A 20,863-nucleotide genomic window follows, 5' to 3' on the forward strand; every position below is an offset into this window, starting at 1 on the left:
TGTGGCTTATCCTATTTAGCGAGCTGACTATCATATCATGTTTTAATAGTCTGTCAACTTCTTTTTTAATTTCGTTTCAATGAGTTAACTGGGTTTTAATTAAGTAATTAGTTCCTAATTACTGCCAGTTCTCCCTGTTGAGGGGCGTATTATAGACCCTTTAAATCTTGAGTCAAGAGATATTTTTCATTTAGTTTAAAACTAATTAATTCGAAATATTCATTAAGTGATTTCTCACTTTCTAAATATCCTTCCCTTCCGACTGGGTGGCAGTATACTCGGTTTAAAGTGAAGGTCAAGGACTCTTGAAAACTATTCTATAGTTTGTTTAACTGCCTTAGAAATACTGGCTACTTATCAAGGGGCTAGTGATTTGGTGCGCTAGTTAGTTTTTGAACTTTCATTCTATAATGGAGCTTCGACCGTTTTGGACTTCATGATATGCCTCTATATATCCTTTGCACATCCAAAGTACATTAGTACAGATGAGTGTGTAAACATCGCAATATGGATAACTTATATAAATAGCTGACCTAAAGCAGTTGCTCAGCTATACATCTATATCCAAAAACTGAATGCCCTTAATTAGATTTCAGTCATTTGCATACTTCCACTACTGTCTACTAATTAACTTATATAGATGAGTGCAGTTATCTTAGTATATTTTGGCAGCTATCAAGCAAGCGTATATTATCGGTCACCTTAGCTTTACCCGTCCTTAGAATCATTGGTCTTTGAAGTTGCTAATCGTAACCTATTCATAACAACACAAAAAAGGCAACCTAATGGCTGCCTTTTCGATTCTGCATATTGTTTTAAATTTCATCACTGCTAATGAGATAACACGATCGGTTTTATTAAACTTAAGGGCAATCATTTGCATGGTGAGCAACTACTCACCACAGAAACTAACTTTCTAATTATAAATATGGTTGTGCAGTTTCTTCTTCAACTTCAACAGTACTATCACTTTCGGCATCAGCTTGAGCCATATCATTCATACTTCCATCATCAGTCTGAGCCATATCATTCATGCTCTCGGCATCAGACATATTGTTAAACTCTTCAGTTTCAGTTTGAAGTCCATTATCCATACTTCCAGCTTCGGTTTGCATGGTAGTATCTGCAGTCGCAGTTTGTACGACTGGTTGTTCAGCAGCCATGGCTAGACTTGGAATAGTAAGTGCAGCGCCAACAAGTAACGATAAAGACAAAGTAAGGTTTTTCATTGATTAATTCCTTGATTCACAGATTTTATGCATCAGTTAAAAATAAGCCTAAACGGTATTTCGTACAGCTCGAATCTATTTAACAAACAGCACTGTCATAAATAAAGTTATGATAATTATTTGAGCTATTATCATGTTCGATTTGAGATCAGAACATTATGATCTAATCTTTATTAGCCATAATCTCCGAACACAAGACTACCAATTAATAACTTTGGCATTCAGTAGTACAAAAATTACCAGTCTAACGTGCTTATTTTTTTCTTGTGACATTGTGCAATTGCTATAGCATCTTTGTTATATCAACATATTGAGAACTATTATTGATAACTCTTAATCTCAAGCCCTTATAACTAAACAACATATGCTCTATTAGTTATTAACCTCTACTTAATAATACGTACTTATTATTTTTTAGCTCTCTTATCATTTCCTTGTTAAATTACTCTAAACTCCTTATATTTTCTGGATTTTTGAATATTTATTATGTTATGGCATTAATTTTCTATATCGTAAGAGTGAAAGTATGTTGGCAACAGTCTGATAACAAAATTTAGTCATTATATTTTTGAAATATTACGAAATTTTTTAAGGTCATCATACTTATTAAAGAAAAATATATAGATATGAGCATCACAAATTCCAAAAATAGGCCATAACTCATCGTATTCTCAAGATCAATATGATTGATTTACAGCTTCCACTTGAATATCTAACTTCACTTTTTTTGCCATGCCTAACACTGTATATTTATTAATACCCCACTTCGTTCTATCTATAGTTGTCGTAAAACTCCCACCGCACACCGATTTTTTTAATATCGGATTTAAATAGCAATTGAACTTGGTAGCAGTGAGCGTAACGGGGTTGGTCTGCCCATGTAGCGTCAATAAGCCATCAACTTTGATGGTGTCTTTATTAGATAAAAAATGCCATTTGGTAGACTTAAAACGAGCCACTGGAAATTTTTCAATATCAAAGAAATCTGCACTTTTAAGCGTGGTATCGAAAATTTTGTTACCTGTATTTAAGGTATTCAGAGGAATTATGAGAGCGATATTGCCTGTCTTAGCCGTTGGGTCATAATCAAGCTGACCGCTCAAATTATAGAAGCCACCATTGATCGTTGACGTATTGAAAGGCTCAATGGCGAAACGTACGTTGGTACGGGTAGAATCGATATGATAGGGGGTCGCATAACTACTGACGATGCCTACTGTACTTAGACATAAACCCAATAGAAATTTGCGATAGGATAATAGTGCCTTTGAGAGAAAAGCATGACTCATAATGACATTCCTTTGTGCAGTAAATGACAAGCCAACCACATCCTTTGTGATCGTCATACGCGCTCATATAGTGATAAAAAGACAATATCTAATCGATAGATATTGTCTTTTTCGTTTTGGTAATCTGACTTATAAAAATTAAAGCACCAAATTAAACTTTGCTATCTATAGTTGATTTATCTTTGCCACTTGGTGTCAGCCATTTAGCAAACCAGCCTGACACGTCGTCCATTAAGGTATAAACCACTGGAATGACCACGAGACTGAGTAGCGTCGAGGTCACCAGACCACCCAATACTGCTGCCGCCATCGGGCGACGGAAAGTAGGATCTGCATCACCCCAACCAAAGACCAATGGCAACATGCCAGCGCCCATCGCAATCGTCGTCATAATAATCGGTCGAGCACGCTTATGACAGGCATCGACCATCGCATCAAACCTTGCTAGTCCACGATTTTGGGCGATGATAGCGTAATCCACTAACAGGATAGAGTTCTTGGTTGCAATACCCATCAACATAATGAAACCAATCATCGAAGGCATCGACAAGCTGCTATTAGTAATCACCAAACCAATAAAAGCACCGCCGATTGATAGAGGTAATGCCACTAAAATCGTAAAAGGCTGTAGCACTTTGCCAAACAGAAGAATCAACACGCCTAAGATACAGATGATACCGACTGACATAGCGATGATAAAACCACTGAAAAGCTCAGCCATATTTTCGGCTTGCCCTTGATCAATAATGGTAATTGACGCAGGCAAATTTTGCATTGTCGGGGTCTTTTTGACTGCTTGTACCAACTCGCCAAGCTCACTATCTGCAGGCTGTACCGTAATACTGATCGCACGCTCACGATCGAGACGTTTTATCTGAGCAGGCCCAGTACCGAAATCCAAACTGGCCACTTCACTGATACGCACGCCTTGCTCTGCGGCACTATTACTAGATACGTATAGGCCTTCCAACTGATTGACGTTTTGTTTTGCGACATCAGGCAAACGCACAACAATAGGAATCTGCCGTGTATCCAAATTAAGCTTAGACAGACTTTGCTCATAGTCACCGACCGTCGCGATACGCAAGGTAGTCGCGATATCTTGTGTGGTCACGCCTTTATCTGCCATCGCTAGTCTGTCAGGCGTCACGGTTAGCTCTTGACGCGGTAGACTGCGGTCGCTAGTGACTGACCCTGCACCTGGCAATGCACGAATATCGGACATAATCTGCTGCGCGGTCTCTTCAAGTACTTGAGGATTGCTACTGGTCAGCGAAAAGTTGTATCCCGTCTCACCACCACTCGATAGCCCGACCGTGAAACGAGCACTTGGCACCTCCGAAAGTATCGCGCTAATCTTACGCTCAACCTGTTGTTTCGAATCTCGCTCAGCACGCGGAGCCAATACGATATCTAGACTGCCTATATTTTCTGCTTTACCACTACCGGAATCCGAGTCCATCGACTCTTGTGCCTCACCGACAGACGTAAATATGTTGGTGACTTCTGGCAATGCTAAGATGCGAGCACTCGCTAACGCTGCAACCCGTTCTGTATCTGCTAGTGCCACATCAGGTGTTAGCTCAATCGCCACTCGTGTCTGGTCAATGTCATTATCAGGGATAAAAGCGGTCGGTAATAATTTGACCAATCCTAACGAAGCCACAAATAGTACCAGCGTCACGCCCATCGTTATCCAGCGATGATGCAGTGTCCACGTGACGGCTTTCAGATACCACGTCATCAGTTTGCTTTGCTTTTCGACATGATGCTTTTCTGGCCTGAGTATATATGCTGCCATCATAGGCGTAATCAAACGCGCAACCAGTAGAGAGGCAAAGATAGCCAAAGCAGCCGTCCAGCCAAACTGCCGGAAAAACTGACCCACGACACCGCCCATAAAGGCCGTCGGCAAGAATACAGCGATTAAAGTAAAGGTCGTCGCCACTACCGCAAGCCCAATCTCATCAGCGGCTTCCATTGCTGCCTCATAAGGCGTCTTCCCCATCCTAAGATGGCGAATAATATTCTCAACTTCAACGATAGCATCATCGACCAAGACACCAATAACTAAGGATAAGGCCAATAAGGAGATAATATTTAAGCTAAAGTCAAACAGATACATCGCTAAGAAAGTAGGAACCACTGATAGTGGTAACGCAACCGCAGCCACAATGGTCGCGCGGACGTTGCTTAAGAATAAAAACACCACGATTACGGCTAATATGCCGCCTTCGATTAGCATCTTTATGGAGGCACTATAATCTTCTGCTACTGGCGTTGCGGTGTCATAAACCTTATCAATCTTAATTTGACTCATCTCTGCGGTCAGCTTTGCAAGCTCTGCATCGACCAAATCCATGACCTCAACCTCACTAGCACCGCGCGAACGAGTAATGTTAAATGCCACAACGGTCTGCTCATTAAGCTTGGCAAGGGAGCTTGGGTCGGCAGCACCATCAGTCACTTGTGCCATACGCCCCAGCGCTTGCGTGCCACCAGTCGGCACTGCTATCTGCAAGTCATTGAGCTCACGTGCCCGCTCAACTGCACCCAATACACGAATCGTTTGGGTTGCGTTACCTACCTCAGCTTCACCGCCTGCGCTGTCTTGCTGAATACCGCTCAACTGCTGCGACAACTGTGCAATCGAGAACTGCAAACCACTTAGCGCAATAGGATCGGCAGCGACTGTGATTTCACGTTCAAGGCCACCGATACGACCGACCGTGCTGACCCCAGGAATATCTGATAAGCGCTTGGTGATTGTGTCATCAATGAACCAAGACAGATCTTCAACACTCATATTATCGGCAGCGACTGAATAAGTCACAATCGGAAAGCCTGCTGTCGATACTTTAGTAATGATAGGATCGTTGGCGGCCGCAGGGAGATCCCCGCTCACTTCTCCGACGGCTGAACGCACATCGTCGACGGCTTCTTGGATGTCTTTTTCTAATACAAACTCTGTTGCCACCGTAGCAACACCTGTCTGTAACGTCGTGCGAATGCGTTTAACACCTTCTATGCTAGTAATTCTGTTTTCAATCTTTTTTGCAATATCGTTTTCGATCTGAGAAGGGGCTGCACCAGGGAGGGTGACGGTCACAACGACTGCGGGTAAGTCAATATCTGGAAACTGTTGCACCTTCATTTGCATAAAGCCGTAAATCCCGCCTAACGTCAGGAGCACAAACAGCAAAATAGCAACCAGCGGGTTTTTAATCGAATAAGCTGAGACATTTAAACTCATAAGCGTGCCTGCTTATCTGTGCCAGTCATGGTTTTATCGGCAGCTGTGTCAGCTTGGTTGCTTGTTTGAATTGCACCATTCACGACAAGCACCAAATCACCATCATTTAAAAAGCTTCCGCCTTGCTTCACAATCTGACTATTAGTAGGCAATGGCTCTGTAATCGCTACACTAACGCCAAGTCGCTTGCCCAATGTCACTCGCTGTTGTTTGATACGACCTGTATTTTTGCCATCTTGAGTCTTCATATTAGTGACTAGCATGACATAGTCATAACCATCGTTGCTCACGATAGCGCTGTTTGGTACCGTCTGGGTACTGGCACTGCCTAGTAGGAACTCACCCGTCTGATACATGCCTGACCGTACTTGTGCATTGGCAGCCAAACTGGCATAAATAGTAATCTGACGGTTATTATCTGCCGTTGGCGCAATACGGCTTACCTGACCCATTACAGAGTCGCCACCCGGTAAGCTCACACGTACTGGCGTACCAACATTGACTTCACCGATAAGTTTGGGATCGATATCCGCGCGCCACTCTAAAACACCACCTTTAATAATAGTAAATAAAGGCCCGCCACCGGCTACCATACCTACTTCAACCATTTTTCCGCTGATGATACCGCTTACTGGCGCGACCACTCGAGCATTATCAACACTCAAACGCTGAGTGCTTAGTCGAGCTTTTGATGCTTGCAAGGACGCTCTAGCTCGAAGCTCAGAAGTACGATAGCGATCGGCTTCTTGTTTGCTGATAGCATCAATGTCGAGCAATGGCAATACGCGCGCTGCGTCAGCACTAGCATTGGCCAGCGTCGCTTCTGCTTCTGCGACATCAGCTTCTGCTTGTAGCACTTGCTGCTCCATCGCATCGGTATCGAACATAGCCAGTACCTGACCTGCTTTGACGCGATCTCCTTCTTCGACCAAGATACGCTCGATAGCCACACCGTTTACCTTCGCACTGACATTCGCCGTATCTTTAGCATTAATGGTCCCATCAGCACTTAACGTGTTGCCTATATCATCTTGGCTTGGCGCGATTGTTTCTACTGACAGTACCGCCTGCTCTGTACTACCGTCGCTAGTACTATCACTGGGCGCACTGCTAGCATCTGGAGAATCAACTGCCTCTACTTCACCATTACTCCAATATTTCCCGAGCAGGACACCAATAATCAACACTGCTACTAAAGCAGGTAACAACCATAATGGTAACTTTGAAGAGGGTTTATTCACCAATGACTCAGACTGACGATACGGTGGTAGCTCAGCTCGTTGAGAGGTCTCAATATCGGGGAGTTGCTCGCTAGTCGGCGCTTGCTTATTATCAGGGTGTTTAAAATCACTCATAGTTGGTCTCTATAAATAAGCACGGTACTAACGCCGTAAAAAGCATAAGGGAAACAAGATGATGCAGTCCCATCTTATTAATAAGGGTTTTTAACATTGTAGACTAACTCGTCAGCGGGTCAATTATGTTACATACCTGAGGGGTCAGTTTTTGGTCATCATCAGAATATAGTAAGACATTGAACTTCATAAAGATATTGCTACTAGAAATTATAATATGGACAATGACTACAGATTGAAGACGCCAGCATAGCCCAACATTCCTACTTAAATTTTGTGTGCGTGTGCCTCGCCTATCAAACCCCAATTACCAAATCGAATACATGATTGGAGATTATTACACCGTATTTGATAAAGATACTTTTATGATTGAGTGTGACATCACATTGAACTGATTGAGATACGATAAGTGTTGTTTGAATAATAAACTGCAAAAATCAATGATACATACCACCTACAGTTCAGACTTGAATTTACGAGGTAATTTGTCATTATTAAGAGGACTTCATCAACAAAGGAGCCAATCATGGCTAATAAGTCAGAAGTGAAAAAACTTAAGAAAGAGATTAAAGAGACCAAAGCAAAAGTTAAGCAGCAAAAGAAAAACCTCAAAGATCTCAAAAAATCACTGAAGAAAGTAAAAAAATCTAAATAGCTTTATTTTGGCAAACAAAAAAGAGGACAGCATTAGCTGTCCTCTTTTTTATTGAGTATCAATTTACTGATGTAAGCTGCACAGCTGATTAGCCTTGGTTAATTGGTTAAGCATTAGTATAACGACTGGCCTCTGGCATCCAGCGATGTATCAACTGGCTGACATCCGCTTTACGTGTAGGGTCTGCAATTAAATGCTTGGCCAAACGCTGAGCAATCGCAAACAACTGCTCATCACGAATGAGGTCGGCTAAATAATAACCGACATTGCCAGTTTGCCGCTTACCGAGTAGCTCACCCGGTCCACGCAACTCTAAATCTTTTTGGGCAATGACAAAGCCGTCGGTACTATCGCGTAATACATTCAAGCGCTCAGTACCAGTCTCTGATAGTGGCTTTTGATACAGCAGTACACAGTAGCTTTTAGTAGGGCCGCGCCCTACTCGCCCGCGCAATTGATGTAATTGCGACAGTCCCAATCGTTCCGCATTTTCGATAACCATTAACGAGGCATTGGGCACATCAACACCGACCTCGATAACCGTTGTAGCAATGAGCAAGTCTAGCTCTCCTACTTTGAATTGCTGCATGATGGCTTGTTTATCAGCAGATTTCATTTTGCCGTGTACTAATCCAATACGAATATCCAAACGCTCGTTTAAGTCTTCATAAGTCGCCTCGGCCGCTTGTGCATCCAGTACGCTAGACTCTTCTACCAATGAGCAGACCCAATATGCTTGCCTACCTGCCTCGCAATTAATAGCGATACGCTCAATCACCTCATCACGGCGGTTCCGATCAATTGTCACCGTAGTAATCGGCGTACGTCCCGGTGGTAACTCATCAATGATAGAGGTATCCATATCGCCATAGACACTCATAGCTAGCGTACGTGGAATCGGTGTGGCGGTCATAATCAGCTGATGCGGTGTACTGTTGGCCACGCCTTTATTGGTTAGTGCCATACGCTGCTCAACGCCAAATCGATGCTGCTCATCAATGATCACTAACCCTAATTTGGCAAACTGTACTTGCTCTTGAAACAACGCATGCGTACCGACTACGATTTGTACGGTATTTTCAGCGATTGCCTCCAATGATTCACGGCGTTGCTTGGCAGTTTGCTTGCCAGCGAGCCAGCCAACACCAATGCCCAACGGCTCAAACCACTGTTTAAAATTAACTAAATGCTGTTCAGCTAAAATCTCAGTCGGTGCCATCACAGCCACTTGCCAGCCACTATCAAGCGCATAGCCCGCCGCGCCCGCCGCTACTAATGTTTTACCAGCACCCACATCGCCTTGTACCAGCCGCAACATAGGAATAGATGTCGCCATATCAGCGGTAATGTCTCGCATTACTCTTTTTTGTGCGCCCGTTAAGTCAAAAGGCAATGCGCCAAACAAGGCATCAGCCAATGGACTTTGAGTGGCGCATTTAGGAGCTTTGTGTTGATGCAATTGCTGGCGTCGATACAATAAACTAAGCTGATGCGCAGTCAATTCCTCAATAATCAAACGCTGGCAGGCAGCATGCGTACGGGCACTCAGCTGAGTTAATAGTTTATATTGCTGTTCAGCATCGGTATAAGTCGGAGGCGTGTGTAGTAAGACTAAGGCTTCAAATATCGTCAAATTATAGACATTGTTGTGCGCTGATCGAGCTGCTGCCGTATTAACACCGCTATTAATACTACGATTGCTATCATAGGCTGTTGCACCGCCTCTATTAACGCTATTACCAATCATATTGTCTGGCACACTACGTGCCAATGTCGAAAAGATATCTTCTGAATAATCATGCTCTGCCATTAATGACTTCATCGGCTCAAAAGGCGCTAACGGCAGATCAGCCACCACTGAAAAATCTGTGGGAGTAAACAAGGTCATCGGCAGACCTTGGCTGCGGACAGTTTGTAGTGCCAATTTGATTAAGGTGCGCAGCTTATTTTGATGCAATCCTTTAACGCTGGGATAAATCGGCTGCAATCCCGTATTGGTCATGGCAACACTATCAGTAATAATCTGATATTCAGGATGACTCATCTGCTTGCCATATCGACTGACTTTGACTTCGCCGAACAGCTGCAGCTGTGTACCCAAACTCATCGTTTGCGCAAGACCACGATAAACCTTAAAGAATCGTAAGGATATCGTCCCTGTATCATCATCTACCACTACCGTCATACCACTGCGCTTAGTATCGACGTGTACCACACGCCCAGTGATTAATCCCGACTGCCCATGCTCTACGTCTGCTATGGATACCAGTCGGCTACGATCCTCGTAATCACGTGGCAGATGCAGTAGCAAATCAAATATTCGCTTTATATTCAACTGTGCTAACTGCTCTGCGACTTTTAGGCCAACGCCTGCCAGCGCTGTCACAGGCATATCTAGCGCTGAAACTGGCAGATCAGATCTAAAGTGGTCTGATGAGTGAGCTAAAGAAGGGCTTGTCGATGTTGGCATCAAAGATCCTAGCGAGATTATTTTTAAGTATCAATGTTTTTAAGTATTATAGATTCAATTTTCTTGGTCTACATTTGCTGCATCTTATAAAAACTATAGTTATCAATTTGATATAAAATACTAAGTCATTATGACTGTCATGGATAGTCTAACCCCACTCCCAAAGCCCAGAGTAACAAAGCAAACGTATGCAAATACTATATCGTGTAGACCAAACTAATCTAACACCGTCAGCCATATTTTTGGGATTAAGAATTTATTCATAATTCATGGCCTATACTCAGCGCTTTCGTAGTATGGCTGTGCGAAGTCTTTAAGATAAATGAATCATCTATATCATAGCAATAACTGATGTCTTGTTTTCTAACTTATACAACTCTCTAAGGTCTTTTTATGCCTGCTCCCACTTTCAGCCATCCACGCCATCATCATTTATCATTGCTACGTGTGGGCATACTTACTACACTAGGACTAGTCATCAGCGCTTGTAGCACACTGACTCCAGCGAGTGTCACACCTATAGTTCCTGAAATAGAATCACCTAGCGTAGCCTTAGTATTGGGCGGTGGGGGCGCTAAAGGCTTTGCCCATGTGGGAGTAATCAAAGAACTAGAAGAGAACGGCATTAAACCTACAATTATCGTTGGCACGAGTATCGGTAGTTTGGTTGGTAGCCTATATGCAAGTGGATACACGCCTGCACAGCTTGAGCGACTGGCACTGACGACTACGGATAGCGCGTTGACTGATTTCACTTTATCCAATCAAGGGTTTATCGAAGGCATTAAACTAAAAAACTTTATCAATGCAAAAGTAGGTGAACGCGCAATAGAAGACTTTCCCATTCGCTTTGCAGCAATTGCTACCGAAAAAAATACGCTAAAAAAAGCAGTCTTTACCACTGGCAATGCAGGACTGGCGGTACAAGCGTCTTGTAGCGTTCCTAATATTTTTATCGCTCCACGCATCCCTGAAAAAGTCGGTAAAAAATATATAGACGGTGGTGTGGTCAGCTTAGTACCTGTTGATAGTGCGCGGGAGTTGGGTGCTGATATTATCATCGCCGTAGATGTGACGGATACGAGTGACAGCAATAACACTACGCTCAAAGGCATACGGAACATTAACTCATTCAGCAGCTTTTGGAGATTGCTAGAGAATACTATCGCGGCTCAGCCAAGTACCAATCATAGCGCATCAATGCGTCGTGAACGGGATAGTGCAGATATTGTCATTACTCCTGCTGTCAGTCATACCAGCTCAATAGATACTAGCCAGCGCCGTACCCTCATTACGGCTGGGTCTCAGGCTACTACCTCACAAATCAATGCCATCAAACAGTTGATAAAGCAGAAGTCTGAAAGCAAGTATGCAACCCTTTGAACGATAAATAAGTAGCCTATCTAAAAATCTAAACTCGAATAAAAAAGCACCATAGCAATGAGCTATGGTGCTTTTTATAACGGCGCAAATCATGAAAAATGCATGATTACATGAACTCTAATATTCAAGCATCGACGTCGTTTTACACATACACAATCGTTATTTTACACGTGCACGATATTTGACTGCGACTGTGTCGTTAAGACCAACGCCTTCCATATCCCAACGTACTGCTTTATAGTATTTCATATCAACATCTTGCAGCTGATTGTCTACTCTCGTACGCAATGGCATACGCGCAAAATTATTACCGTCAACACTACCATACGGGAACTCCGGTGCTACCGTACGCATTAACTCTACTTCATCAGGGATACTCATGGTAACCGTCATTTTACGTACACGATCAGCGTTGGTATTAGTGAAATATCCTTGATATTCTAGGACATTGCCTGACTGTAGGCGCGTATTTGCATTGACAGGAACCAAAATCTCTTCACCATTTGCATCAACACTAATCAATGATGCTGTAATTTTGCTATTCACGGCTTGTGCACTTGAACCTTGATTGGCATTGGCTTGCACCGCAACTGAACTATCCACAGCTTGCTCTGGCGTAGGCAGCATCGCCGAGGCTTGTGTTGTGACGACCATCGCACCGATAAGTGTACCGGCGACAACGTGAAACAAGCGATGACCGCTCCAAGCGCTAAACGGGCTAGCAAATTGATTATTTTTTTTCATGGTTTTCATTATCCCTGGTTGATATATCTGTAAAACGCAATTGGTAAAACTTGAAAAGAGTTTAATATATTTTCAATCACTCATCGCCGTATTCTTTATATGAAGCTATATATGATTTCGAGTACTGCTACTTAGTGCTAGCTGACTTTATATTATTGGGTGTATCTATCACGACTCACCTGATAACTATTGATAGCTGGTTATTCATAGTAAATGAAGAACAATCTATCATCCTATAAAGTCGCATCCAATCAAGTGATCGTGTCAGGCTCATTGTTTTTATTGATTATCTGCGTTCGCTATCTGTAAAGCAATAGCGTTTAGCATAACAAAAAGCATTTGTACGTACACTAACCCCGTGTTGAGGTTGTGTATATAGTCAATCAGCTATAAGGATTCATTAACACAACTGAAATAAAAGATAGCTCATAACGGCATTTTTTGCTATGGTAAATCTTTAGCGACCAGCATCTTTTTGCTACGCACCTTTTCTTATTCTAACGACTGCTGCTCCCATTATGACTACTAGCGCCATGCCCCAGATTAACCCTGAATACGTTCATTGGTTTCGCAACTCTGCTCCCTACATAAATACACATCGTGGTAAAACTTTTGTGATTATGTTTGGCGGTGAAGCGGTCAATCACGCCAACTTTAGCACGCTTATCCATGATTTTGCTCTATTGCATAGCCTAGGGATCAAGTTGGTACTGGTTCATGGGGCACGACCGCAAATCGAAAAAAACCTAAAAGAAGCAGGTATCGCCTCTCCATTGCATCAAGATATTCGAATTACCCCAAGAGCAGCAATGCCTTCTATTTTACAAGCAGTAGGCGCGATTCGCCTGCAACTTGAAGCGCAACTATCGATGGGACTGGCAAACTCACCCATGTATGGCTCACGCATTGACGCTATCTCAGGTAATTTTGTCACAGCGCGTCCTTACGGTATTCGTGATGGTATTGATTACCAGATGACTGGTGAGGTACGTTCTATCGACATTGAAGCCATCAAAAACAACCTACTTCATGATCATATTGTCATTTTAGGTTCGATGGGCTATTCAGCAACTGGCGAAGTCTTCAACTTACTTGCTGAAGACGTTGCACTTAATGCTGCTGTCGCACTTGGTGCTGACAAATTGATATTCTTGGGTGAAGAAGCCGGTATCAATGATGGCGATCGACTATTACGCGAGATGATTCCAAACGAAGTCGATCGCTTCTTGCGCGATCGGGATTTGAACTGCGAAATTAATTATTTTTTAAATTGTGCAAGTTTGGCGTGCCGCAAAGGCGTTCATCGCACACATATCATCTCTTATGCCAAAGATGGTGCATTGCTAGAAGAGCTTTTCACTCGTGACGGCTCTGGTACACTGATTAGCCATGACCCTTATGAAGAAATTCGCCGTGCCAATATTGATGACGTAGTAGGATTGATCGAGCTACTATCGCCATTAGAAGAACAAGGCATTTTGGTCAGCCGCTCACGCGAATGTTTAGAACAAGAGATTGACCATTATAGTGTCATTAAGCGTGATGGTATGATTTTGGGCTGTGCAGCCTTTTATCCATTGGACAAGGATTCTGCAGAAATTGCATGCGTTGCGGTACATCCTGAATATCGTAACGGTAGCCGAGGTGCTGATTTGCTGGCATTTTTGGAACAACAAGCACGTAGCCATGGTCTACATAAACTGTTTGTATTGACGACTCGCACAGCACATTGGTTTGTCGAACAAGGCTTTGCAGAAGTTGAAGCAAGTGCACTGCCTGAAGCACGCCAAGAGCAATATCATAACGGTCGCAATTCTAAAGTATTCCAAAAGAATCTTTAGTAAGTTAGCAGAATGCTAATTAGGACCGCTTTGATCAAGTGAACACACTTACCAGTTAAAAATTATAAAATGTAGTCATAAAAAAGCCCTCTAATTTAAGAGGGCTTTTTTATTATTCAGTATTATGATTAGTGATTACTAATGCTAAATAATTACTAGGGCATGTCCTCATTTTAAAAATGGTGATAAAAATGAGATAAATTGCAGTCAAACAAGGAAAATAGCGCAGATAATATCGAGATATTAGTTAGCTAGTTGACGCCGTTTGGCAAGATTTAGCCATTTTTAACCCATTTAGATAACTATCGATTGAATTGAGGACACGCCCTAATACTCATTATTTCACTGATAACAATTCAACCGTAAATACTAGCGTGCTGTTAGGCTCGATGCCTGCATTACCAGCTTCGCCATAAGCGATATCTGACGGGATATAGAACTCATATTTTCCGCCTTCTTTCATCAACTGTAGACCTTCTGTCCAGCCAGCGATAACTTGATTTAGTGGGAACTCGATTGGCTCACCACGCTCATAAGAGCTATCGAATACAGTGCCATCAATCAATTTACCTTCGTAGTTCACTTCAACCACGTCAGTTGCTTTTGGTGATTTACCAGTACCTGCGGTTACTACTTTATACTGTAGGCCAGACGCAGTTTGTTTTACGCCTTCTTTTTTAGCATTTTCTGCCAAGAACGCAGCGCCTTTAGTTTTGTTGTCTCCAGCTTTTGTTTCCATCTCTTTGACGAACTTTTCTTCTTGCTCTTTTTGATACGTAGTCAATACTTCTTGCATTTGCTCTTGAGTCAATGCTGAATCAGTACCTTCATAACCATCACGGAAGCCTTTTTCAAAAGTGTCCAGATTCAGATCACCGACCGCTTCTTTATTTCCTTCAGCCATCATATATCCTAAGCTGTAACCGACCTTTTCGCTTGCTGAACTTTGTTCGGTGATTGAAACACTTTGAGCAGCCGTTTCTTGGTTGCCATTATTTGTGCTACAGCCTGTTACTAACAACATAGCACTAGCAAGTGCACTAACGCTTAAAGTAGTGATTTTTTTCATAAAGTACTCTCAAATTGTAAGAATAGTGGCGAGATGTCACATGGTTCTATAATAGCAAATCTTAGTTTTAGGAGCCATGTTTGGAATAAAATTATCGGATGAGTGTACAGTATGTGTTAATATTTATATATATAATAACAAGTTATCACACAAATATAGTAACAGGTTAAGCTTTCTGTCTTTAAATCTACTGACACATCAGCTAAGCTGAACCAGTTAAGGTGATAAATAGTCAAGTATTTACCCTATCAAAGATATCTAAATATCAGCAATAAAGTTATAAATACAAAGTACACAGATATTTTTTGATAAGACTAACGACTCGAAAATTAGAATATCACTCTATAGCTCATTTTGAAAAATACTATTTATTATAACCATTATGTATTGGTCACATTCAATATCAGCCACATTGACGATATTGTTTGGCAGCCTCTGTATGATGATTAAAGGAGGATCAAATGAATCCAATGTACACGTCTTTTAACGGTTATCTTGGTGGGCCTATCGGCTCCATTATCGGTGCTATTTTAATATTTATCATTGGCTGGTTGGTTGCACTCGGTATTGCAGCCCTAGTTCGTAATGTACTATCTAAGATCAATCTTAACCAACGTATGAGTTCTTCAACAGGTAAAGCCTACGACTTGGAAGGTATTATCTCCAAAATCGTATTTTGGTTTATTTTTATCATCGCAATCTCTGGAGCGCTGAACCAATTGAATTTGAACTCAATTTCGACACCGTTCGCAAATATGATTAATCAAGTGTTGGCATTTATTCCTAATCTTATCGGTGCTATCGCTGTCGGTGTCATTGGTTGGGTTGTGGCTACCGTTGTACGTACAGCCATCAATGCGGCACTGTCTAAAACATCAATGGACGAGCGTCTAAGTGCTCAAGCTGGTGTAAAACCAATGAGCAGTACCATCGCTGATATGGTGTATTGGTTCATTTTACTGATTGTTTTAACCATGGTACTTGGTCAATTACAGCTTGATGGTTTATTTGCACCATTGACTAATATGGTTGATAAAATCTTCAGCTTTATTCCTAATATCTTAATTGCAGCTGTAGTCTTTGTCGTCGGTTATATCATTGCTAAAGTAGTACGTGGCATCGTAACCAATCTTGTTTCTACGTTTAATGTGCAAGAACTGGCTTCAAAAGCAGGTTTAAGCGAAAAAAACAGCCTACCTAACATTGCTGGTTCATTAGCATTTTTAGTGGTTATCATTCCAACTATTATTGCAGCATTAAATGCTCTAAAGATCGAAGTTATTGCTCGTCCTGCGACGAACATGCTGAATAAAATCATGGAAGCTTTGCCAAACATCTTTATGGCAGCCGCCATTTTAGTGGTAACTTTCTATGTAATTCGCATGGTTGCCAACATTATTAAAGGCCTTATCGAAAACACTCAAATCAACCAATTGCCAGCCAAAGTTGGCCTGCAAGACACTATGGGTGATAAGAAAGTATCTGACCTAGTTGGTTATGCGATTGTTTTCTTTGCAATGCTGTTTGCTGCCATTGCCGCTGCTGACTTATTAGGTTTTGAGCCTATTTCAGCTATCATCACAATGTTCATTGCCTTTGGTGCTAATATCATCCTTGGTGCTATTATCCTATTCATCGGGTTTTGGCTTGCTAACATTATTGCAGGTGTGGTTGAGCGCTCTGAGCAAGGTTCACAATTCCTAGCAAATATCGTACGTGTATTGATCATGGGCTTAGTACTAGCCATGGGTCTAAAAGCGATGGGTATTGCAGATTCAATCGTTAATCTAGCATTTGGTCTAACATTAGGTGCAGTAGCCGTTGCTTTTGCCCTATCATTCGGTCTTGGTGGTCAAGAAGCAGCAGCACGCTTCCTACGTAAGATGCAAGACAAGATGGATCATGAGCGTACCGAAGCCAAAGCAAAATCTGCGCTTCAGCCAGAGACATCAACTCAAGAAAAAGTGGCTGATTCAGTGCGTGAAAACACGCCTGCGGCTACAAGCACGTCAACTGACGATTTACGTACAGATGTAGTGAATACGACTCCTGTTAATACTGATGACATCAATAATGATGGCAACGTATTACTGCCTGGTAGCGGTCTAAATGACGATATCAACAATAAATAAATAGTTATTCTGAATTTTCAAATGTAAAAAAGACAGCCTAGGCTGTCTTTTTTTATGGCGCTTGATATAGTCACTTGTGGATTGTATGGCTCATCATTTATTACTTATCTTTTCGCGCAGGAATGGAAAGGTTTAAGTGTACTTGAGGTCGTCTATCCGCTTGACTATCTTTTTTAGAATCTTTATTTGCTGATGCTGCATTTGAAGCTGTTTGTTGGTCTGACTGCGAGCTACCCTTTTGATGCTGAATGTCTTGATGCTTGAGACGTTGCAATTGCTTAGTTAACTGACGTTCACGTTGAGTCATGGTATCGACTGGCTGAATCCATAGATCGATATCGATAAAGGTATCATCGGCCTCAGTGATAAAATCAATACCCAACACAATGACATGATGAAGCTCAATTATTGGTAAACGTGTGGCAACATCCTTTGCAATCTGTGCCAACTTCGGTTGAACAGCCGCTTTGCTATTATGTCCTGTAGCCTCCTGACCATAAAACACCAGTACATAATGTCGACCCAAACTCTCATAAGAATGTTGGTGTACGACATAGCCATCCTTCTGCAACGAGGCGCTTTGTTTGGGATGTCTATATAGCGTGCGGATAAGTTCGTGACGTGAAAACAGAGATTCACCTAGCAGTTGTTGCTGCCAGTAAACAAGCGGTACGTCTAACTGATCATCATTATTAATTGTTTGCTTTTCACTATACGTCTCTATCATTTGCATACTTAGTTGAGACCATAGTGTTGCTGCTTGCAGCATATGCTGATGATACATCTGCGCAGTTGTACTTTGGTTTTTGTATGCGAGCGTTATAGCTACAAGTGCTGAATTAGGCTCATCCTGTGCCTCATTTTTGATGAGTGCATTATCAACTGCAATAGCAGAATTAAATAAACCTGGACTTTGTAAGAACTTCTCAACCAAGGCATCTTCTGATTCAAAGCTTGGTATATGACTCGTGGCCGAATGCTGTAGCTGCTCTAGATGATACGACAAAAAACGCCATAACTCAGATGGTGTGCGTACCGCTGCCGCTATCGAGTACCAATCATCCCAGCTAAATACTTGTAGCTGCTGCTGACTTTCACTCATATCTACCACTAGGTCTTCTAAAAAATAACGCGCACCAAAACTGTGTTTCAGTCGCTGTAGGGCGTTATATTTTTCACTATCTTTATCGTTTTGTGCAGAGCTATCACCTCCCACAAGTTGAATATCGAAGATCAAAGCCTCATAACCGACTGCATCATTATATTCATCTGGAGACAGTGATGCTTTGTACCATGAAAGCGCAGATTTTACTGCGATCATACGTACAGCCTCAATATTAGCTGATCCCGTATCAAATGGTAAGTATAGGGTTAGCTCAAGCAGCTGTAGCTTGCCAAGTGGCAACTGATATTGATAGTGACGAGCGATATACTGAGCATTATAGTCATGCTCAATCATATGCATGCCAGCTAAAGCGACTGCGGTAGCGTCTGCTTGTAAGTAACAGACCAGCTCGGTAGTAAGATAGCCCCAGTCGGGCATTGTCGTAATCGAATGGGACACAAGTTCTGACCTTTTATTATTGAATGGCTATATTGTATGGTATGTTATTTTTGCTGATTAGCACGATGAAACACAGTCGCTTTCACAGTGCTGAATTGTTATGATGATAGCAAAGTAGCATCACTTATACACGAATTTGTATATATAGACTGCCTTAGAGAATACCTATCTTATAGAGTCAAAATAATACTGATATAAGAAAACATAGCACAAGCGCTATATTATTAAGGTTAGCCAGTTCAGCGACTTAATGACTTTATAGTGGACAGGCCATACATTCGTCAAACTTATTTAATCATTCTCATATAATAACAAGGATTGAACAATATGAAGCGCTTTAAAGAAAAGACCGTCATCATAACAGGCGCAGATTCAGATATCGGTCGGGCAACCGCGCTGCGATTCGCACAAGAAGGAGCCAACTGTATCATTGTTGGTATTAATTCTGATATCTTAGGATACATCTACGAAGATCTGCCACAAGACCACACATGGATCAACACAGGTAACCACCTTACCGTGACCAGTGATATCAACGATCCAACCCAAACGGCAAGATTAGTAGAGCATGTACTCGAGAAGTATAATCATATTGATGTCATGGTCAATATAGACACTGCTGTCGGCATTCATCAGTCAGTCATTCCAGAGCTAATAAAAACAAAAGGTAATATCGTTAATATATCAGCACTGACTGATCTATCAGCAGACTGGAGTATTGACACGTATAAAGCGGAACAAAGTAAGTTGACTGAACTTACCAAAAAACTGGCATTAGAAAATATACCAAATAACGTGCGTATCAATGCGGTCACTGCTGGGTTCGTCACAACAGATGTCAGTTCAAACCCATTTGTTACTCACTCTCCACTGGGAAAAACAGCCACTCCTTTCGACGTGACAGCGGCTGTGATGTTTCTCGCCAGCGATGACGCGGCTATTATTACTGGTTTGAACTTACCTGTCGATGGCGGGGTTAGCACCTTCACAAATTAGACCAAGTAAGAAATCTTAGAAAATACTCTTAATGTTTACAGAGAAAAACCCCCTGATATATGTATATCAGGGGGCTTTTAAATAAGATCTATTATAATAACTACTTTAAAGCCTTTTAATTAGCTGAGTCATTCACGTCTTGTAGAGGCTGCGATAGACGCTCAGGATATCTTGGAATTACACCTTCATATTGCTCGTAGATTTTTGGCAAGTCAGCATCGATATCACCACTAGGATAGACCAGAGACATAAAGCGTATCTCCTTGGTATTGTAATCCATAGCGACTGGTAAAATCGGCACACCAGCACCCAATGCTAAATAATAAAACCCTGTTTTCCAACTCTCAGTGTATTGGCGCGTACCCTCTGGTGACAATCCTAAAAACAGTGGCTCACCCGTTTTGAATTTATCAATACTTGATTGCAGCACCGAACCCTTGTTGCTACGATCAATAGGGATAATGCCCATCCAGCGTAGTAGTTGCGCAAGGACTGGTACTTTAAATAAAGTGTGCTTACCCATAATACTAATCTGCAGATCTAGCGCAAACAGACTGGGTATCGCATACACACCATCGACATTAGAGGTGTGCGGTAGCGCTAATACCACCGCCTGCGAAATATTTGGTATCTCACCAACGGTAGTCCATCCCGATGCTTTTAGCATGGTTGACGCAATGAAAGGTGCAATTTTATTACCACGTCTTGGAACTAAGTCACCGAGCTGCGCTCTACTGAGCTTGGGTAAAATCTTAGATCGCTTAAACGAAGAAGCTTTAGAACGATTAGAAAACTTTGATGTCATCATGGCACCATATAATAAAAGATACTTATATAATAGCATTAAGCTTATGCGACTAAGTTGCGTTTTATCAGCTTTTAT

At 42.0% G+C, this 20,863-nt stretch carries 14 protein-coding genes; 5 read left to right on the forward strand and 9 right to left on the reverse strand.

Annotated features, from left to right (window positions below; genetic code table 11):
* Nucleotides 1-920 precede the first annotated feature (920 nt).
* The 4 genes from DFP82_RS14290 to DFP82_RS14305 all read right to left on the reverse strand — a co-directional run bounded on the left by DFP82_RS14290 (nt 921) and on the right by DFP82_RS14305 (nt 7,126).
* Nucleotides 921-1,229 (reverse strand): hypothetical protein, encoded by a 309-nt coding sequence (locus tag DFP82_RS14290; RefSeq protein ID WP_110924395.1) that lies wholly within the window; start codon nt 1,227-1,229, stop codon nt 921-923.
* Nucleotides 1,230-1,906: 677 nt separating this feature from the next.
* Nucleotides 1,907-2,575 carry a YceI family protein gene (locus DFP82_RS14295; protein ID WP_245905744.1) on the reverse strand — a complete coding sequence of 223 codons (669 nt, stop codon included), beginning with the start codon at nt 2,573-2,575 and terminating at the stop codon, nt 1,907-1,909.
* Nucleotides 2,576-2,669: 94 nt separating this feature from the next.
* Nucleotides 2,670-5,771, reverse strand: a complete 3,102-nt coding sequence (locus DFP82_RS14300) for an efflux RND transporter permease subunit (protein WP_110924397.1) — start codon at nt 5,769-5,771, stop codon at nt 2,670-2,672.
* Nucleotides 5,768-7,126, reverse strand: a complete 1,359-nt coding sequence (locus tag DFP82_RS14305; protein ID WP_110924398.1) for an efflux RND transporter periplasmic adaptor subunit — start codon at nt 7,124-7,126, stop codon at nt 5,768-5,770. Before DFP82_RS14305 ends, DFP82_RS14300 begins: the two co-directional genes overlap by 4 nt.
* 526 nt (nt 7,127-7,652) lie before the next feature.
* Between DFP82_RS14305 and DFP82_RS14910 the strand changes: the two genes are divergently transcribed.
* The gene (locus tag DFP82_RS14910; protein ID WP_265090099.1) at nt 7,653-7,781 is read left to right on the forward strand and encodes a hypothetical protein; all 129 of its coding nucleotides are present in this window, start codon (nt 7,653-7,655) and stop codon (nt 7,779-7,781) included.
* Nucleotides 7,782-7,887: 106 nt separating this feature from the next.
* Here the strand turns inward: DFP82_RS14910 and recG are convergent, their stop codons facing one another.
* A complete protein-coding gene (recG, locus tag DFP82_RS14310) occupies nt 7,888-10,251 on the reverse strand; it encodes an ATP-dependent DNA helicase RecG (RefSeq protein WP_245905745.1) in 2,364 nt (787 codons plus the stop codon).
* Between the two features lie 393 nt (nt 10,252-10,644).
* Here recG and DFP82_RS14315 point away from each other — a divergent pair, with 393 nt between their 5' ends.
* Complete coding sequence (locus DFP82_RS14315) at nt 10,645-11,634, forward strand: patatin-like phospholipase family protein (protein WP_110924399.1); 990 nt, start codon at nt 10,645-10,647, stop codon at nt 11,632-11,634.
* A 159-nt stretch (nt 11,635-11,793) separates the two neighbouring features.
* Here DFP82_RS14315 and DFP82_RS14320 read toward each other — a convergent pair whose 3' ends face one another.
* The gene (locus DFP82_RS14320; RefSeq protein ID WP_110924400.1) at nt 11,794-12,378 is read right to left on the reverse strand and encodes a hypothetical protein; all 585 of its coding nucleotides are present in this window, start codon (nt 12,376-12,378) and stop codon (nt 11,794-11,796) included.
* 518 nt (nt 12,379-12,896) lie between these two features.
* On the opposite strand from DFP82_RS14320, the gene argA reads away from it, so the two are divergent.
* Nucleotides 12,897-14,219, forward strand: a complete 1,323-nt coding sequence (gene argA / locus DFP82_RS14325; protein ID WP_110924401.1) for an amino-acid N-acetyltransferase — start codon at nt 12,897-12,899, stop codon at nt 14,217-14,219.
* Between the two features lie 337 nt (nt 14,220-14,556).
* Here argA and bamJ read toward each other — a convergent pair whose 3' ends face one another.
* Complete coding sequence (bamJ, locus tag DFP82_RS14330) at nt 14,557-15,288, reverse strand: BamJ family beta-barrel-assembly machinery protein (RefSeq protein ID WP_110924402.1); 732 nt, start codon at nt 15,286-15,288, stop codon at nt 14,557-14,559.
* A gap of 461 nt (nt 15,289-15,749) precedes the next feature.
* On the opposite strand from bamJ, the gene DFP82_RS14335 reads away from it, so the two are divergent.
* Entirely contained in the window at nt 15,750-17,420 is a 1,671-nt protein-coding gene (locus DFP82_RS14335) for a mechanosensitive ion channel (protein ID WP_110924403.1), read from the forward strand.
* Between the two features lie 100 nt (nt 17,421-17,520).
* Here DFP82_RS14335 and DFP82_RS14340 read toward each other — a convergent pair whose 3' ends face one another.
* Entirely contained in the window at nt 17,521-18,984 is a 1,464-nt protein-coding gene (locus DFP82_RS14340) for a hypothetical protein (RefSeq protein WP_245905746.1), read from the reverse strand.
* Nucleotides 18,985-19,311: 327 nt separating this feature from the next.
* On the opposite strand from DFP82_RS14340, the gene DFP82_RS14345 reads away from it, so the two are divergent.
* A complete protein-coding gene (locus tag DFP82_RS14345) occupies nt 19,312-19,980 on the forward strand; it encodes an SDR family NAD(P)-dependent oxidoreductase (RefSeq protein ID WP_110924405.1) in 669 nt (222 codons plus the stop codon).
* Between the two features lie 115 nt (nt 19,981-20,095).
* Here DFP82_RS14345 and DFP82_RS14350 read toward each other — a convergent pair whose 3' ends face one another.
* On the reverse strand, nt 20,096-20,785 hold the full coding sequence (locus DFP82_RS14350) for a lysophospholipid acyltransferase family protein (protein ID WP_245905747.1): 690 nt from the start codon (nt 20,783-20,785) through the stop codon (nt 20,096-20,098).
* Nucleotides 20,786-20,863 lie beyond the last annotated feature (78 nt).

Origin of the sequence: Psychrobacter fozii, from assembly GCF_003217155.1 — a bacterium.
GTDB lineage: Bacteria > Pseudomonadota > Gammaproteobacteria > Pseudomonadales > Moraxellaceae > Psychrobacter > Psychrobacter fozii.

Excerpts from the sequence above, each read along its gene's own strand:
- DFP82_RS14290 (WP_110924395.1), bottom strand. The coding sequence starts at position 1,229 with ATGAAAAACCTTACTTTGTCTTTATCGTTACTTGTTGGCGCTGCACTT.
- DFP82_RS14295 (WP_245905744.1), bottom strand. The coding sequence starts at position 2,575 with ATGACGATCACAAAGGATGTGGTTGGCTTGTCATTTACTGCACAAAGG.
- DFP82_RS14300 (WP_110924397.1), bottom strand. The coding sequence starts at position 5,771 with ATGAGTTTAAATGTCTCAGCTTATTCGATTAAAAACCCGCTGGTTGCT.
- DFP82_RS14305 (WP_110924398.1), bottom strand. The coding sequence starts at position 7,126 with ATGAGTGATTTTAAACACCCTGATAATAAGCAAGCGCCGACTAGCGAG.
- DFP82_RS14910 (WP_265090099.1), top strand. The coding sequence starts at position 7,653 with ATGGCTAATAAGTCAGAAGTGAAAAAACTTAAGAAAGAGATTAAAGAG.
- recG (WP_245905745.1), bottom strand. The coding sequence starts at position 10,251 with ATGCCAACATCGACAAGCCCTTCTTTAGCTCACTCATCAGACCACTTT.
- DFP82_RS14315 (WP_110924399.1), top strand. The coding sequence starts at position 10,645 with ATGCCTGCTCCCACTTTCAGCCATCCACGCCATCATCATTTATCATTG.
- DFP82_RS14320 (WP_110924400.1), bottom strand. The coding sequence starts at position 12,378 with ATGAAAAAAAATAATCAATTTGCTAGCCCGTTTAGCGCTTGGAGCGGT.
- argA (WP_110924401.1), top strand. The coding sequence starts at position 12,897 with ATGACTACTAGCGCCATGCCCCAGATTAACCCTGAATACGTTCATTGG.
- bamJ (WP_110924402.1), bottom strand. The coding sequence starts at position 15,288 with ATGAAAAAAATCACTACTTTAAGCGTTAGTGCACTTGCTAGTGCTATG.
- DFP82_RS14335 (WP_110924403.1), top strand. The coding sequence starts at position 15,750 with ATGAATCCAATGTACACGTCTTTTAACGGTTATCTTGGTGGGCCTATC.
- DFP82_RS14345 (WP_110924405.1), top strand. The coding sequence starts at position 19,312 with ATGAAGCGCTTTAAAGAAAAGACCGTCATCATAACAGGCGCAGATTCA.
- DFP82_RS14350 (WP_245905747.1), bottom strand. The coding sequence starts at position 20,785 with ATGACATCAAAGTTTTCTAATCGTTCTAAAGCTTCTTCGTTTAAGCGA.